The organism is Pseudomonas sp. p99-361, assembly GCF_003935475.1.
Lineage (GTDB): Bacteria > Pseudomonadota > Gammaproteobacteria > Pseudomonadales > Pseudomonadaceae > Aquipseudomonas > Aquipseudomonas juntendi.
In genome coordinates, this window is sequence record NZ_RHQO01000010.1 from 41,141 (window position 1) to 56,548 (window position 15,408).

Annotated in this window: 14 protein-coding genes; 12 read left to right on the forward strand and 2 right to left on the reverse strand. The window is 62.9% G+C overall.

The features are described from left to right. Window positions 1-51: 51 nt before the first annotated feature. The 8 genes from EGJ22_RS26770 to EGJ22_RS06880 all read left to right on the forward strand — a co-directional run bounded on the left by EGJ22_RS26770 (window position 52) and on the right by EGJ22_RS06880 (window position 9,900). On the forward strand, window positions 52-7,377 hold the full coding sequence (locus EGJ22_RS26770; protein WP_125920170.1) for a phage tail protein: 7,326 nt from the start codon (window positions 52-54) through the stop codon (window positions 7,375-7,377). Next, on the forward strand, window positions 7,374-7,754 hold the full coding sequence (locus EGJ22_RS06855) for a hypothetical protein (protein ID WP_029887515.1): 381 nt from the start codon (window positions 7,374-7,376) through the stop codon (window positions 7,752-7,754). Before EGJ22_RS26770 ends, EGJ22_RS06855 begins: the two co-directional genes overlap by 4 nt. Then, the gene (locus EGJ22_RS26085; RefSeq protein WP_019750987.1) at window positions 7,738-7,908 is read left to right on the forward strand and encodes a hypothetical protein; all 171 of its coding nucleotides are present in this window, start codon (window positions 7,738-7,740) and stop codon (window positions 7,906-7,908) included. Before EGJ22_RS06855 ends, EGJ22_RS26085 begins: the two co-directional genes overlap by 17 nt. 61 nt (window positions 7,909-7,969) lie before the next feature. Further along, window positions 7,970-8,194: a hypothetical protein gene (locus EGJ22_RS06860; protein ID WP_029887516.1), complete on the forward strand. Its 225-nt coding sequence runs from the start codon at window positions 7,970-7,972 to the stop codon at window positions 8,192-8,194. A 60-nt stretch (window positions 8,195-8,254) separates the two neighbouring features. Then, window positions 8,255-8,686, forward strand: a complete 432-nt coding sequence (locus EGJ22_RS06865; protein WP_125920171.1) for a lysozyme — start codon at window positions 8,255-8,257, stop codon at window positions 8,684-8,686. Continuing rightward, complete coding sequence (locus tag EGJ22_RS06870; RefSeq protein WP_054881867.1) at window positions 8,683-9,045, forward strand: hypothetical protein; 363 nt, start codon at window positions 8,683-8,685, stop codon at window positions 9,043-9,045. The genes EGJ22_RS06865 and EGJ22_RS06870 overlap by 4 nt, the downstream gene beginning before the upstream one ends. 125 nt (window positions 9,046-9,170) lie before the next feature. After that, window positions 9,171-9,476, forward strand: a complete 306-nt coding sequence (locus EGJ22_RS06875) for a hypothetical protein (RefSeq protein ID WP_029886948.1) — start codon at window positions 9,171-9,173, stop codon at window positions 9,474-9,476. Between the two features lie 79 nt (window positions 9,477-9,555). Continuing rightward, window positions 9,556-9,900 carry a LexA family transcriptional regulator gene (locus EGJ22_RS06880; protein ID WP_230584491.1) on the forward strand — a complete coding sequence of 115 codons (345 nt, stop codon included), beginning with the start codon at window positions 9,556-9,558 and terminating at the stop codon, window positions 9,898-9,900. Window positions 9,901-9,905: 5 nt separating this feature from the next. On the opposite strand, the gene EGJ22_RS06885 is transcribed toward EGJ22_RS06880, so the two are convergent. Both EGJ22_RS06885 and EGJ22_RS06890 read right to left on the reverse strand, forming a co-directional pair. After that, window positions 9,906-11,084, reverse strand: a complete 1,179-nt coding sequence (locus EGJ22_RS06885; RefSeq protein WP_029886950.1) for a tyrosine-type recombinase/integrase — start codon at window positions 11,082-11,084, stop codon at window positions 9,906-9,908. Window positions 11,085-11,320: 236 nt separating this feature from the next. Beyond that, complete coding sequence (locus EGJ22_RS06890; RefSeq protein ID WP_029886951.1) at window positions 11,321-12,400, reverse strand: patatin-like phospholipase family protein; 1,080 nt, start codon at window positions 12,398-12,400, stop codon at window positions 11,321-11,323. A gap of 201 nt (window positions 12,401-12,601) precedes the next feature. On the opposite strand from EGJ22_RS06890, the gene EGJ22_RS06895 reads away from it, so the two are divergent. Genes EGJ22_RS06895 through EGJ22_RS06910 form a run of 4 tightly spaced genes read left to right on the forward strand, consistent with a single transcriptional unit; the run spans window position 12,602 to window position 15,206 of the window. Continuing rightward, a complete protein-coding gene (locus EGJ22_RS06895; protein ID WP_029886952.1) occupies window positions 12,602-12,910 on the forward strand; it encodes a PepSY domain-containing protein in 309 nt (102 codons plus the stop codon). Continuing rightward, on the forward strand, window positions 12,910-13,224 hold the full coding sequence (locus EGJ22_RS06900) for a PepSY domain-containing protein (RefSeq protein WP_009685937.1): 315 nt from the start codon (window positions 12,910-12,912) through the stop codon (window positions 13,222-13,224). Before EGJ22_RS06895 ends, EGJ22_RS06900 begins: the two co-directional genes overlap by 1 nt. Next, window positions 13,225-13,893 (forward strand): response regulator transcription factor, encoded by a 669-nt coding sequence (locus EGJ22_RS06905; RefSeq protein ID WP_029886953.1) that lies wholly within the window; start codon window positions 13,225-13,227, stop codon window positions 13,891-13,893. Then, a complete protein-coding gene (locus EGJ22_RS06910) occupies window positions 13,890-15,206 on the forward strand; it encodes a sensor histidine kinase (RefSeq protein ID WP_029886954.1) in 1,317 nt (438 codons plus the stop codon). Before EGJ22_RS06905 ends, EGJ22_RS06910 begins: the two co-directional genes overlap by 4 nt. Window positions 15,207-15,408: the final 202 nt, after the last annotated feature.

Genomic DNA, 15,408 nt, shown 5'->3' on the forward strand with positions numbered 1-15,408 from the left:
AAAGAATGCATAGACCGCCAGCTGGCGGTTTTTTTTCGCCCGGAGGAAAGCATGGGCCCTGTAGATCATCTGGAAATCACCGGCGCCAAGGGCGGCGACAGCAAGCCGAAAACTCCGGTCGAGGCACCGGACAGCCTGCAGTCGACGAACATCGCCAAGATCCTGCTGGCCGTGGGTGAGGGCGAATTCGACGGTAGGCCAACCGACCGTGACATCTACCTCGACAACACGCCGATCATGGACGCCAGCGGCAATGTGAATTTCCCAGGCGTGAAGTGGGAGTGGCGCCCAGGCTCCGTCGAGCAGGAGTACATCCAGGGCATTCCTTCGATTGAGAACGAAACCACCGTCAACGTCGAGCTGCGCAGCGACAACCCGTTCACCCGCGCCCTGAGCAACACCCAACTCTCGGCCGTGCGCGTGCGCATGACTTGGCCGCGCCTGGCGCAGCAGGACAGCAACGGCAACACCAACGGCTACCGCATCGAGTACGCGATCGATATCGCCACCGACGGCGGCGCCTACGTCGAGGCACACCTCGGCGCCGTGGACGGCAAGACCACCAATGGCTACCAGCGCTCCGTGCGTGTGAACCTGCCCAAGGCGACCTCCGGCTGGATGCTGCGTGTGCGCCGGATTACCCCAAACGCCAACAGCGGCACAATCGCCGACACGATGACCATCGCTGGCTACACCGAGATCATCGACCAGAAGCTGCGCTACCCGAACACCGCGCTGCTGTACATCGAGTTTGACGCCCAGCAGTTCCAGAACATCCCGGCTGTCACCGTGAAGTGCAAGGCCAAGCGTTGGCCGGTACCGACCAACTACGACCCGGTAGCCCGTACCTACACAGGCGTATGGGACGGCACCTTCAAGCAGGCCTGGACCAACAACCCAGCGTTCGTGACCTACGGGCTGTGCGTCGAGGATCGTTTCGGCCTGGGCAAGCGCATCAAGTCGTGGATGGTCGACAAGTGGGAGATGTACCGCATCGCCCAATACTGCGACCAGCTGGTGCCGGATGGCGTGGGTGGTCAAGAGCCGCGCTATCTGTGCGACATGAACCTGCAGGGCCGCTCCGAGGCCTGGACGCTGCTCCGTGACTTGGCAGCCATCTACCGGGGCATGGTGTACTGGGCTCACGGCTCCCTGTTCATGCAGGCGGACATGCCGCGCGCCCAGGATATCGACTACGTCTTCACCCGGGCCAACGTCATCGACGGCGAGTTCGTGTATGGCGGCGCGGAGCGCAACACGCACTACAGCCGCGCCCTGGTCAGCTACGACAACCCGGCCAACAACTACGACACCGACGTCATTCCGGTGACCGATCTGTCGCTCCAGCGCCGGTACCGCGATCGCCCAATCGAGCTGTCGGCGATTGGCTGCACCCGCGCCTCCGAGGCCCAACGCCGCGGTAAGTGGGCGCTGTTGAGCAACAGCCAGGACCGCACCGTCACCTTCAAGACCGGCATGGAGGGTCGCATTCCGCTGCCGGGCTACGTCATTCCTGTGGCTGATGAACTGGTTGCCGGGCGGCCGAACGGTGGCCGGATCGCCTCCGCAGCCGGCCGCGTGGTGACCCTGGACCGTGACACGCCGATCAAGGCCGGTGATCGTCTGATCTTGAACCTGCCGAATGGGACTGCTCAGGCGCGCACCGTGCAATCGGTAGCTGGGCGCGCGGTCACGGTGACTACCGATTACGGGGTCCAGCCTGAACCTGAGCTGCAGTGGGCAATCGACTACGACGACCTGGCGGTGCAGTTGTTCCGCGTGCTGAAAACGACGCGCACACAGGAAGGCGAGTACGAGATCACCGCGCTTGAGTTCAATCCGAGCAAGTTTGCAGCGATCGATACCGGCGCCAAGCTGGACGACCGCCCGATCAGCGTCACCCCGGTGACCACCGTGCAGCCGCCGGCGAGCGTGACGCTGTCGTCTACCCACATGATTGATCAAGGCATCGCGGTCAGCACCATGACCATCGCTTGGCCGGCAGTGGAGGGTGCCGTTGCTTACGATGTTGAATGGCGCAAGGACAACGGCAACTGGATTCGTCTGCAACGCACCGGCGCTGCTTCGGTTGATGTGGTAGGAATCTACGCTGGCGCTTACCTGGCTCGGGTACGGGCGGTCAGTAGCTTCGACATCACGTCGATCTGGAAAAGCTCGAATCTGACTCAGCTGAATGGCAAGGAAGGCCTGCCGCCGGCCGTTACGTTCCTGGATACCGAAAGTCTGCTGTTTGGCATCGGCATCAAGTGGGGCTTTCCAGCGGGCGCCGAGGACACCCAGCGAACGGAGCTGTGGTACAGCGAAGGCACCGATCTGGGCTTGGCCACCAAGCTGGCCGACCTGGCTTATCCGCAGAACGAGCACGTCATGCAGGGCCTGCGCGCCGGGCAGCGTTTCTTCTTCTGGGCGCGCCTGGTGGATCGCACCGGCAACCTCGGCCCGTTCTTCCCGGAGGCCCCGGCAGTGGTTGCCGGAATGGCGAGCGCTGATGCTGGCGCGATCCTCGAGCAGATCAAGGATCAGATCACCGAGAGTGAACTGGGCCAGGAGCTTACCAGCCGAATCGACCTGATAGACAAGAATGGCCCTGGGTCGGTGAACGATCGGATAGGGACGGCCAAGACCGAACTGGTCCAGCAGATCAGTGAGGTAAACAACGCCCTCAACACCACCAAAGGCAACTTGCAGCAGCAGATCACCGCTGTGAGCGTTGATGTGTCGGCTGCCAAGGCCGACCTGCAGCAGCAGATCGCCAACGTCTCGGCCTTGGCCGGCTCGTTGCCGTACCGGAAAGACAAGGCCTACAGCGTCGGGCAAAGCGCCCTGGGCAGCGATGGTAAGTTGTACCAGGCCCTGAAAACCGTGCCGCTGAACACGCCGCCGCCGAACACCGCCTACTGGACCGATGTTGGCCTAGCTGTAGTTACGGCCAACGGCATTGCCGCGCGCGTCCAGACCATGGAAACCAAAGTCGAAACCCTGGAGGGCGCCACCTCAGCCCAGGCCCAGCAGATCTCGGGCCTGCAGTCGAGCCTAACCACCACCAATGGCAACGTGTCGGCTGCCCAGCAGGCTGCGCAGGATGCGGCCACGCTGGCGGGCGGGAAGGGCAAGGTCATTGTTCAGTCGGCCGCGCCTGCCGTCGCCGACCGTCTGGCTCAGAACCTTTGGATCGACACCACCAGCAATGCCAACACGCCGAAGAGGTGGAGTGGCACCGCCTGGGTCGCTGTAACTGACAAGGTTGCAACCGATGCTGCCGCAGCTGCCGCCGGCGCATTGGCCTTGGCCCAGACTAAGGCCGACGCCACGGTAGTCAGCAGCCTGACCACCCGGGTCAGCGATGCCGAGGGCAAGCTCACGTCGCAAGCCACCCGCATGGACGGCATGCAGACCAGCATCGACGGCAAGGCCAGCTCGCAGGCGCTGCAGCAGGTCACCACCCGGGTGGCGGCTACCGAAGACAAGGACAAGGCGCAGGATCAGCAGCTTTTGTCGCAGAGCCAAGCCCTGACTTCGTTGACCGATAGTGTGAGCAAGAAGGCTGAGGCCTCGGCGGTTCAGTCGCTGGGCAATCGGGTCGACAGTGCCGAAGGCGTTCTTACCAGCCAGGGGAGCGATATCACCCAGCTCAAGAACAGCCTGAGTGCCGCGCAGTCGTTTGTGGCCGGCAAGGCGTGGGAGTTCACGGGTTCGACGCGGGGTTGGTTTGGCACCCTCAGCGGTTCGACGTTTGTTGCCGGCCCGTTGTTCGCCACGGCCGGTAGCTGCCCGAACCTGCAGTGCAACTTCACCCCGGCAATCGCCGGCGCCGAGAACCCTTACCTGCGTATCCGCCTGCGTCGGCGCAACACCACCCGCGCAGGCGCCCAGATGTATTGGGCGAACGAAGATGGCGGGTTGGCCGAAGCCCGGCGCATGGCCTGGACGATCAACACCACCACGACCGATTGGCAGGATATCGAGATTGACCTGTCTGGCCACGCCGGTTGGAACGGCAAGAACATTCTGGCGATTCGTCTTGACATGATGAGTGCGTCGGATACCACCGGCGAAATCGACATTGCCTATATCGCGGTAGGGCGCCGTTCGATTGCGGCCTCGGCGGAAGCCGTATCCAACCTGAGCAGTGCCGTCAGTGACGCCGATGGCAAACTGACCACGCAGGGTCAGTCGATTATCGGCCTGCAGAACGGCCTGACCACGACCAATCAGGGGGTGACTGCTGCCCAGCAGGCGGCGCAAGCGGCAGCGACAGCCGCAGGTGCCAAGGGCGAGGTGATCTATGGATCGGCCGCCCCTGCAGCGGATAAGCGCCTGACGCAGAACCTGTGGCTCGACACCACCGGCAACGCCAACACGCCGAAACGCTGGAACGGCAGCAGCTGGGTAGCCGTGACTGACAAGGTGGCTACCGATGCAGCTGCGGCAGCGCAGTCAGCGCTGACCGAGGTGGCCAAGAAGGCCGATGCGTCGACCGTGCAGACCTTGTCCAACACGATCGCCCAGCATGGCCAGGACATTACCGCCCAAGGTCAGGCGATGACGGCGATTGACGCCGCGATCGCCGAGGTGGGCGGGGAGAACCTGCTGTACAATCCCACTTTCAATCGTGCCAGCGCGACCGATGCCAACGTGCCAGATGGGTGGGTGCTGGAGGGTAGTGCACCCAGAAACCCAAGCAGGGTGCCGTCCTGGTTGAACTCGGGAGAGCGGGCGTTGCGGGTCGCGGTCACTGGCGTCACGAACGCGAGCCCCTATTTTTCGCTGGTCACCCAGTCAACCCAGCGGCCAAGGGTAGCGGGCGGGCAGAGCGTCACCACATCGGTCAACGCCCGCCGCATGGCGGAGGCGGGCTTGCTGGCCCTGCGCATCATCTACCAGTGGATTAACGAAGCCGGCACGGTAATCTCGGCGCCGGCCAATGGATTCATGCCGATCACGGTTGAAGGTAGCCGACACTCGTTCACAGCGGTGGCCCCTGAGGGGGCTGTTCGATTCAACGTATATTTCCGTGTTCATAGCCAGACGGCAGCGGCTGTGAACGGCACTTTGGAGCTGGCCAGGCCGCAAGCTGAGTACGGTTCACGCGCAACGGGATGGCGTGACAATGGGCAGGTTGCGGCAGGTGAAATCGCCGCGAACGTCTCGGCTACCAACCTGCTGTCTGGGAGGGTCGAGCAGACTGAGCAAGGTTTGGTCTCCCACGGACAATCCATCATTTCACTGCAAGGAGGGTTGAATACTACCAACCAGGGCGTCACTGCTGCACAGCAGGCTGCCCAAGCGGCGGCGGCGGCGGCCGGCGCCAAAGGGGAGGTCATTTACGGCTCTACCGCGCCGGCTACAGACAAGCGCCTGGCGCAGAACCTGTGGATTGATACCACTGGCAATGCCAACACGCCAAAACGCTGGAATGGTAGCGCCTGGGTTGCGGTCACGGACAAAGTTGCAACCGACGCAGCGGCGGCGGCGGCCAACGCCTTGGCCGTCGCCCAGAGCAAGGCGGATGCCTTGGCGGTGCAGAGCCTGAGCACCAAAGTCAGCGATAACGAAGGCAAGCTGACCACGCAAGGCCAGGCGATCACGGGACTGCAGAACAGTCTGACGACCACCAATGGCAACGTCACGGCGGCGCAGCAGGCGGCACAAGCGGCGTCCGACGCGGCTGGCACCAAAGGCAAGGTGTTGTACCAGTCGACCGCGCCGGCCGTTGCGGATCGGATTTCCCAGAACCTATGGATCGACACCACCGGCAATGCGAACACGCCGAAGCGCTGGAACGGCAGCACCTGGGTGGCTGTCACCGACAAGGTGGCCACGGATGCGGCTGCAGCTGCGGCGGCTGCCAGTGCCTTGGCAGCGACCAAGGCGGACGCGTCGGCGGTGAGCCTGCTGAGCAACCGTGTTGGCACTGCCGAGGGCGTCCTGACCAGCAACAGCAGCGATATCACCCAGCTGAAAAACAGCATTGGAACGGCCCAGCCATTCGTGGCGGGCAAGTCCTGGGAGTTCATCGGCTCTACCCAAGGATGGGTAGGTACCATCGCCGGTTCGACCTTTACCGCTGGGCCGCTGTTTGCCACGGCGGGCAAGTGCCCGAACCTGCAGTGCAACTTCACCCCGGCAATCGCCGGCGCCGAGAACCCTTACCTACGTATCCGGCTGCGTCGACGCAACACCACCCGTGCGGGCGCCCAGATGTATTGGGCAAACGAGGACGGTGGCCTGGCTGAGGCTCGCCGCATGGCGTGGACCATCAGTCTGACCACCGACGATTGGCAAGACATTGAGTTTGACCTGTCGGGCCACGCGGGCTGGAACGGCAAAAGCATCATCGCCATTCGCCTGGATATGATGAACTCGGTGGACGCGTCGGGCGAAATCGACATTGCCTACATCGCGGTTGGCCGCCGCTCGGCGGCCGCCTCGGCGCAGGCGGTGGCCAGCCTGGAGAGCAACGTTACCCAGCAGGGCGGCAAGCTCACCGCCGAGGGGCTGCGGATCGACGGGTTGTATGCGTCGGTCGGTGATGCGGACGCAGCGATTCAGAATGAAGCCAAAGCGCGGGCCGATGCAGATGGTGCACTTAGCCAGCAGATCCAGACCACCCAATCGTCCTTGGGGGCCACCAATGCTTCGGTACAGCAGATCAGTACCGCGCAGACCGGATTGAATAATCGGGTCAACGCTCAGTTCTCGATCAAGGTTGCAGTTACGCAAAGCGGAGTTTATGCGCTCGGTGGGATTGGAGTAGGCATTCAGAACCAGAATGGTGTGCTGCAGTCGGTCGTGGCCGTCTTGGCGGACCAGTTCGCGGTAATCAACGCCGCCGGCAATGGTTACGTCAGCCCGTTTGCGATTCAAGGCGGCCAGGTGTTTATGAATGATGCCTTCATTCGTGATGGCAGCATCATCAACGCCAAGATCGCCAACGGTGCGATTACGTCCGCGAAGATCGGGGTGGCGGAAATCGACACGCTGCGAATTCGTGGTAACGCGGTCACTGTGCCGGTATCGGCAAGCAGCCCCGGGAATGTGCTGGGTGCGGGGGTAGGCCAATGGCAAAACCTGGTCGCTGTCGGCGTGCATATGGACGAGGGCGGTTTCATCACCGCCCAGTACAGCTGCTACCAAGGGTTTGGCAGTGGTATCCGTAAATACCAATTTCAGATGGACATCAACGGCTTGGTGATCGCGGAAGGTGGCGGCGATTGGGCGGATGGCTTCCCTAACCTGACGGGATCAATCGGCGTTGGCCCTGGTTATTTCGTCATCACTGTGAAGTGGTGGGGGGAGAACACGGGTGTCGGCGTGAGAAATCATAACCTCTTTGCGATGGGAACCAAACGATGAGCAACACTGGACACTTCGCAGCCTATGAGCCTGACGGCCGGATCGTATTTGCCGTCAGCTGCCCGCCCGAGTATGGGAAGCAGATCATCAGACTCAACACCGACCGGCCTTTCATCCAGGTGGCCACACCGGCAAGGCCGGCCGAACACTTCGTGGTGGGGCAGATGCTCAAGGAGCGTCCCCAGATGGGGGCGGTTCTCCAAGGGCTCTGGTTGAAGGGGGTGCACGAAGGTGCCGCCGTCAACATCGAGAGCGAAACCTACACCGCTGACGGCAGTGACATCGAGCTGGGATTTTCGGCGCCGGGTATCTACACCGTCACGGTCAGCCTTTGGCCATACCGCGATCAGGAGTTCACCGTTGAAAATTCAGCATAAGTGCGACCACACCAAGCGCCGTGCGGCCGAGTATCCGCCGGTGGAGGAACAACTGGACATGCTGTGGCATGCCATGAATCAAGGGCACATGCCCAAAGCAGAGCCGTTTTTCTCGACCCTGCAGCAGATCAAACAGCAATACCCCAAGGCTTGAACCCAAGCCAACTACCCAATGCCCGCCATCGAGCGGGCTTCTTTTGCCTGGAGATTTACCCATGCCATTTGTCGCCATCAACCTGAGCAATGACTACGAAGTTGCCAACAAAACTCGCTACGCCACCCAGGAGGAGGCCGACGCCCGAGCCCGCGAGATCTTGAGCCAGTTCCCGGCCGCCCAGGTCTGTGTCGCCCAAGTGCTGAAGGACTACACCGCCAAAGTCTCCATCAGCGCAAAAGATCCGGCAGAGCCAGCACCAGAGCCTGAGGCGCCTGCTGCCTGACGGCGTTCGCAACCACCCAATGCCCGCTCAACGCGGGCTTTTTTCGCCTGGAGAATACCCATGCGCACATCGCAACGCGGCTTGAACCTCATCAAGTCGTTCGAGGGCCTGCGCCTGCAGGCCTATCAGGATTCTGTCGGCGTCTGGACCATCGGCTACGGCGCCACCCGGGGTGTGAAGGCTGGCATGAAGATCAGCAAGGAGCAGGCCGAGCGTATGCTGCTTAACGACGTGCAGCGCTTCGAGCCAGAGGTGCAGCGCCTGATCACCGCGCCGCTGAACCAAAACCAGTGGGACGCCCTGATGAGCTTCACCTACAACCTGGGCGCGGCCAACCTCGAATCATCCACGCTCCGCCGGCTGCTCAATGCGGGCAACTACGCAGCTGCTGCCGAGCAGTTTCCGCGCTGGAACAAGGCCGGCGGGCAGGTGCTGTCCGGGCTGGTCCGCCGGCGGGCCGCTGAGCGGGATCTGTTCCTGGAGGCGATATGAACGACTGGGTGATGCGGCTTGCCGGTGCCGCCCTGATGGCCCTGCTCGGCGTGGCAGTGGGCGTCTGGCTCGCCACCAGCCATTTCCGGCCGGCTCTGGACGAGGAGCAGGACCGGGTCGCAGCATGCACAGCGGCGCGAGACAACCTTGCAGGCCTGGCGCAAGAACAGGGGAAGGCCCTGGGCGACCTGACCCTGGCGGCGAATGAGCGCCAGGCCAGGGTCGCGCAGGCGGTGGCCGAAGCCGGGGCCGGCGCAAAAGTCGACTATGCGGCGGCAAACCGCCTGCAGCAGGAGCGCACCGGCGGCGACCAATGCGCTGCCGCCACCTCAATCATCGATCTGGAGCTAGGGCTATGACCGATTTAGGGGTGGGCCTGCCCGGCCATCAAGCAGGCGAAATTACCACTGGAACCCGCATGGCTTCTGGGCTTGAGGGTGGCCACCAAGGTGGGCCCTGCAGGAGCAGCGAACAAGTGCAGGTCTTGCACAAAAGTGCAGGCGGTGCAGGTGCTGCAGGTCGAATCCTGCGCGGGGTGGGGGTGCTCGCAGGCATCGCCCTGCTGGCCGGCTGCGCAGGGGAGGTCGCGCCAGAGGTCCAGTACGTGCGCGTCGAGGTGCCAGTGCAGGTGCCGTGCCGGGCGCCGGAGGTGGCTGTTCCGCCCTGGGCAGCTGCCGGGCTGCGAAAGACCGACAGCCTGGAAGTGAAGGTGCGGGCGCTGCTGGCAGAGCGCCGGCAGCGGATCGGATACGAGAAGCAGCTGGAGGCTGCTGTTGAATCCTGCCGCTGACCGGCTGTTGCCTGAGTTGGCCTGCCCATAAGATACTGTATATATATCCAGTAATCGGCCAGCCACCATGCCTTCAACCATGCCCTCAGAAACTGACCACTTGCAGGTCTCCATCGACGATCTGCTCAAGCTGCACGCGCCCAACGTCTACCTGGTCAAGGTGGAGGGCGACAGCATGCAGGGGGCCGGCATCTATACCGGCGACCTGCTGATAGTCGATCGCCTCGCTGAGCCAAAGTCAGGCAGCATCATCATCGCCGCGCTGAACGGCGATGCCACCTGCAAGCGGATGATCATCCGTGACCGCCAGGTGGTTCTGGTACCGGACAACCCGAAGTTCCCGTCCAGGTACATCATGGAGGGTGACCACTTCGAGGTTTGGGGTGTGGTGACCCACAGCATTCGGGACCATGACCGCCGCTAGAGTCCTCAATGACGATCCGGCAATACCATGTCAGCCCATTCCTGCATCATCCGGCGCCGCTGCTCTATATAGGTGGCGTGGTTGTACACGTCGCGGATTGTACTGCTGTCGGCATGGGCAAGCTGGCGCTCGATCCAGTCCTTGTTGTAGCCGCGGCTGTTCATCTCTGTCGAGAACAAGTGCCGGAACCCGTGCGGCGACTGGCGGCCGGTGTAGCCACACCGGTCCATCAGGTTCACCGCGTAGTTGATGCCGATCGGCCGAATGGGGTCCGTCCGGTTCGGGAAAACGTACTTCAGGTTCCCGGATATCGGCAGCATCAAGCGCAGAATCTCGACCGCTTGGCGCGATAGTGGCACCACGTGGTCGCGGCGCATCTTCATCTTGGCGGCCGGGATGGACCAGGTCGCGGTTTCCAGATCGATCTCTGACCACTCGGCCTTGCGCACCTCTGCCGGGCGGCAGGCTGTCAGGATGAGCAGCTTGGTGGCGCACTGCAGCTGTAGGCCTGACTGGCTCGCCTCAATAGCCTTGATGATGGTCGGCATCTCGTCGAAGGTCAGGAACGGCCGGTTCTTGTGCGGCGCCATCTTCTCTGTCACAGCGTGCATTTCCGCCGTGGGGTTTACCTCAATCATTCCGATCGCAACCGCATAGCGGAAGACCTGGCCCGTCCACTGCCGAGTCTTAACGGCGGTAGTGATCGAGCCGCGCCGCTCTATGCGGCGGATCAGCGTAATCACGTCAGCGCGCCTGATGCTGTCGATCTGGCGCGGGCCAAATGCCGGAAGTACATCCAGCTCCATTGCGTTTGAAATAACCTTGACCGTTGACTCGGTCAGGCCTCCCTTCCTGAATTCAAGCCACTCTTCATAGACGCGGCGGAATGTCCTTTCTTGGGCGCCCAGGCGCTCAATCTTCTTCTCCCTCCTCGATTCGCGCGGGTCCTTACCTTGCGCAACCTCTTCGCGCGCCTCATCCCTCCGCGCACGCGCTTCCTTCAATCCGACTTCTGGGTAAGTACCAAGCGAGATCCTGGCCTGCTTGCCAAGCCAGGTGAACCTGAAGTGCCAGCTCTTCACGCCAGTGTTGGCGATGTACAGCGTCAGCCCGAGCGAGTCCGCTAGGGTGTAGCCCTTTTCCCGGGGCTTGGCCTGCCTGGCCGCGGTGTCCGTGAGCGCCACTAGTACATTGCCTCTTGCTGGTCGTTGGATGTACTGGATGATGTACTACGTTTTGGTCATTGGGAAGGTACAGCGTGGTACGCGGCGATACGCCAATGACGCCGCATTCAGGGCGTCATGGCTGTTTGTGGTATCGCGCGGTTTTCGGCGGGAATCCACTGTTGAATCCTTGAAGATTTCCACGCTGTCAGAACTCTGAGTGAATCAATAATGCGCGCAGTTTAACAGCATGACCGCTACAAGGCTTGCAGGCGTTCATGCAGCCGCCCGGTGGCGACCAGTTCCAGCAATTCGTCGCCCAGCCGCTGGCTTTCGGCAATGGCCTTGTACCAATAGCGTTTGCGCCCCGCGGCATCGCCCATGAAACGCTTGAAGTCGTTGCGGTCTGGCAACTTGCCGAAGGGCAGGGCGGCCAGATAGTGCGGCGAGGGCGTCATCAGCAACACGTTCTGCAACCGCCTGGCATCGCCCTTGCGCCAGGGCAGCGCCTTGTCGAACCAGCCGGGTATGACCTTGTCGGTGAAGTGCGGGTACAGCACCAGGTCGTCGCCGTGGTAAGGCAGGTCGAGGTGGTAATCGAGCAAGCCGCCGTCGCGGTAAGTACCGGCGCCCGCCCCAGGAATATCCTTCACCCCCTGCATGACCATCGGGATCGAGCCCGAGGCGAGCAGGGCCTGGCGCAGGTTGGCCAGGTCCAGCGGCAGACAGCGCGAAGGGAAGTCGGTCAAGGCATCGAGCGGCGGCGCGCTACGCCCGTCATGCAGGATGATGCGCTCGAAGTGGCGCGCCAGGCGTGCCCGGCCCAAAAGATTGCTGGCGACCACCGAGCCCAGGCCGAGGCCCAGGCGGGCGCGCTGGTCGTGGGCGAGCTGACCATGGCTTTTCACCACCAGGATGTTCAGGCGATAGTGCGGGTTGGCCAGCAACTGGGCGTCGCGGCCCTGCAGCAGGTCATCGAGCATTGTTGCGCAACTGCGGCTGATTTCTGCCGGTGTAACCCCTTTGGCAAAGTCTTGCTCGGTATACAGTTCGCCAAGCCGGCGGATGCCGGCTACCGGGTCTTGCAGGCAGGCACTGGCGAAGCGCCAGGCGCCGATCGAGGCGCCGATCAGTGCGCGTTGGCGGGGTGCCGACGGTAGCCACTCACCGAACAGGGCCAGGTCCAGGCCTTGGATGCCGAGTGGCTTCGGCCCGCCCGCCGCGCCTGGCAGTACACCCACATCGGCCGCCTGTAGCCCGCGTTCGCGGATGTGCCGTAGGGCACGTTGGCCCGCCTTGAACGTGAGCGCAGGGTATTTGATGTGGATGGCGCTCATGACGGATCTCCTGGGTATCGAGCCGGTGATTATAAGGTTCGGTGAAGCGAATACTGCGTGCCGATGCAACGGCGCGGTGGAACATCACAGGGGCCCGCAGGCTGCGCTATCATGCCGCCCGTTGCTTTCAGGTTGAATTAAGGACCGCCGGGTAATCTTAACCCCGTAGACAACTTGTACAGCTCTCAGGAGAGAAGCACGATGAAAACCTTGACTGCCCTGTTCACCGCCGCCGCCCTTGCCCTGGGCGCCAATGCCGCTTTCGCTAAGGATGTGCAGCCCGACGAAGTGGTCAAACTGGTAAACGCCAAGACAATCAAGTCGCTGGACGAACTCAAGGCCACTGCCATGGCCAAGCACCCCGGCGCCACCGTTACCGATTCCGAGCTGGAAGACGAGTACGGCCGTTACATCTACAAAGTCGAGCTGCGCGATACCCAGAACGTGGAATGGGACGTGGCACTGGACGCCAAGACCGGTGAAGTGGTGAAGGATGAGCGAGACAACTGATGCGTCGCTTACCACGGCCAGCGCGCTACCTGGCGCTGGCGCTGCTGGCCGTGTGCTCGCTGGCAGCCGCCCGCGACCTCGACCAGGATGAAGCCCTGAAGCTGCGGCAAAAGGGCGTCATCCTGCCACTCGAACAGTTGCTGGAAACCGCCCTGGGGCGTTACCCCGGGGCGCGTTTGCTGGAAGCCGAACTGGAAGAGGACGATGATCGCTACGAATATGAGGTCGAGCTGCTGACACCTGCTGGCGTGGTTCGCGAAATCAAACTTGACGCCAGCACCGGCGCCCTGCTTAAAGATGAGGAAGACGACTGAATGCGCCTGTTGCTTGTCGAGGACAACGTACCGCTGGCCGATGAGCTGATTGCCGGCTTGCAACGCCAGGGCTATGCCGTGGACTGGCTGGCCGATGGCCGTGACGCGGTGTACCAGGGCCAGTGCGAGCCTTATGACCTGATCATCCTCGACCTCGGCTTGCCGGGCATGCCGGGCCTGGAGGTGCTCGCCCAGTGGCGTGCCGCTGCGTTGGCCACGCCGGTGCTGATCCTGACCGCGCGCGGCTCCTGGGCCGAGCGTATCGAAGGGTTGAAGGCAGGGGCCGATGACTACCTGAGCAAGCCGTTTCACCCCGAAGAGTTGCAGTTGCGCATACAGGCGCTGTTGCGCCGTGCCCGCGGCCTGGCCAACCAGCCCAGGCTGGAAGCGGCCGGCTTGCACCTGGATGAAGGCCGCCAATGCGTGAGCCGCGAAGGTGTAGATATCCAGCTGACCGCTGCCGAGTTTCGCTTGCTGCGCTACTTCATGCTGCACCCGCAGCAGATCCTGTCCAAAAGCCACTTGGCCGAACACCTGTACGACGGTGAAACAGAGCGTGACTCCAATGTATTGGAGGTGCACGTCAATCACTTGCGCCGCAAGCTGGGGCGCAGCGTGATCGAAACCCGCCGTGGGCAAGGTTACATCTACGCCGGGAGCGCCGAGTGAAGTCGATCCAGGCGCGCTTGAGCCTGGGCCTGGTCGCTGTGCTGGTGGTGGTGGGCGTGATGCTGGCACAACTGACCCTGTGGTTGTTCGAAGCCGGCCTGCAACGCTACCTGGAAAACGGCCTGCGCAAGGAAAGCGAGAACCTGCTGGTGGCCCTGGTGCGGGGGCCGTCCGGCCTGCAGCTGGACGAGCGGCGTATCTCGGCGGCTTATCAGCGGCCGTTTTCCGGCTACTACTTCCGCATCGACTTTGACCAGGGCACCTGGCGTTCTCGCTCGTTGTGGGACCTGGATATGCCCAAACCGGCGGCCCCAGGGCTTTCCGACAGCCATGAGCTGCGGCCGGAAGGGCAGCACCTGTTGGCCCTGCGTGCCGACTACCGGCGCCTGGGGCAGGATATTTCCATCAGCGTGGCCCAGGACTATTCCCCGGTACGCCAGGGGTTCCGGCGCCTGCAACAGATAGGCCTGGGCATGGGCCTGGTGGCGTTGATCCTGGTGCTGGTGCTGCAGCGCATTACCGTCACCCGCTCGTTACGGCCGCTGGAGCGGGCTCGTCAGCAGATCGCCCAGCTGCAGCAGGGGCAGCGTTCGCAACTGGATGCCGAAGTCCCCAGCGAGTTGGCCCCGTTGGTGGGGCAGATCAACCATTTGCTCAGCCACACCGAAGACAGCCTGCGCCGTTCCCGCAATGCCCTGGGCAACCTTGGCCATGCGCTGAAAACACCGCTGGCAGTGCTGCTCAGTCTGGCGTCGAGCGAGCGCCTCAAGGATTTGCCGCAAGTCAGCGCGCAGATGCGTGAGCAACTGGAGCAGATCCAGCAACGCCTGGCCCGTGAGTTGAACCGGGCGCGCCTGGCCGGCGACGCCCTGCCAGGCGCGCAGTTCGATTGCGATGCCGAGTTGCCCGGCCTGCTCGAAACCCTGGGCATGATCCATGGCGAAGGTTTGCTGCTGGCCAGTGATGTGCCGCCTGGGCTGTCACTGCCATGGGACCGTGAAGACGTTCTGGAGCTGCTGGGCAACCTGCTGGACAACGCCTGCAAATGGGCTGACAGCGAAGTGCGCCTGGGGGCCGAGGCGGATGCCGAAGGGTATCGGCTGTGGGTCGATGATGATGGGCCAGGCATTCCCGAGGGGCAGCGCCAGCAGGTGCTGGGGCGTGGGTCGCGGCTGGATGAACAGGTGGACGGGCACGGCCTGGGCTTGGGCATCGTGCGCGACATCGTGGAGGCCTGGGGAGGGCAGCTGGCGTTGCAGCAAAGCCCGTTGGGCGGGCTGCGGGTGAGCCTGAACCTGCCGCGCAAGGCCTAGTGGTCCCGAGCCGCGCCTGCGGCTGCGGCGGCCTGCTTTGCCGATAGGCACTGCAAAAAAATTGCAGTACAGGCGCATTTTTTTGAATTGGCCCATTCGTGCCGCGCTCGGCACAATGCCTTCACGAAACCGCGTGGTTTCCATCTCTCCACGGACGGAGCCCCTTGTGATATTGCCTGCGCAATACCAGGCCCAGGCAGCT

Bases quoted from the DNA above. Each gene is read 5' to 3' on its own strand.
- EGJ22_RS06865 (WP_125920171.1), top strand. From the start codon at position 8,255: ATGCGCACATCGCAACGCGGCTTGAACCTCATCAAGTCGTTCGAGGGC.
- EGJ22_RS06880 (WP_230584491.1), top strand. From the start codon at position 9,556: ATGCCCTCAGAAACTGACCACTTGCAGGTCTCCATCGACGATCTGCTC.
- EGJ22_RS06895 (WP_029886952.1), top strand. From the start codon at position 12,602: ATGAAAACCTTGACTGCCCTGTTCACCGCCGCCGCCCTTGCCCTGGGC.
- EGJ22_RS06860 (WP_029887516.1), top strand. From the start codon at position 7,970: ATGCCATTTGTCGCCATCAACCTGAGCAATGACTACGAAGTTGCCAAC.
- EGJ22_RS06855 (WP_029887515.1), top strand. From the start codon at position 7,374: ATGAGCAACACTGGACACTTCGCAGCCTATGAGCCTGACGGCCGGATC.
- EGJ22_RS26770 (WP_125920170.1), top strand. From the start codon at position 52: ATGGGCCCTGTAGATCATCTGGAAATCACCGGCGCCAAGGGCGGCGAC.
- EGJ22_RS06890 (WP_029886951.1), bottom strand. From the start codon at position 12,400: ATGAGCGCCATCCACATCAAATACCCTGCGCTCACGTTCAAGGCGGGC.
- EGJ22_RS06870 (WP_054881867.1), top strand. From the start codon at position 8,683: ATGAACGACTGGGTGATGCGGCTTGCCGGTGCCGCCCTGATGGCCCTG.
- EGJ22_RS06900 (WP_009685937.1), top strand. From the start codon at position 12,910: ATGCGTCGCTTACCACGGCCAGCGCGCTACCTGGCGCTGGCGCTGCTG.
- EGJ22_RS06905 (WP_029886953.1), top strand. From the start codon at position 13,225: ATGCGCCTGTTGCTTGTCGAGGACAACGTACCGCTGGCCGATGAGCTG.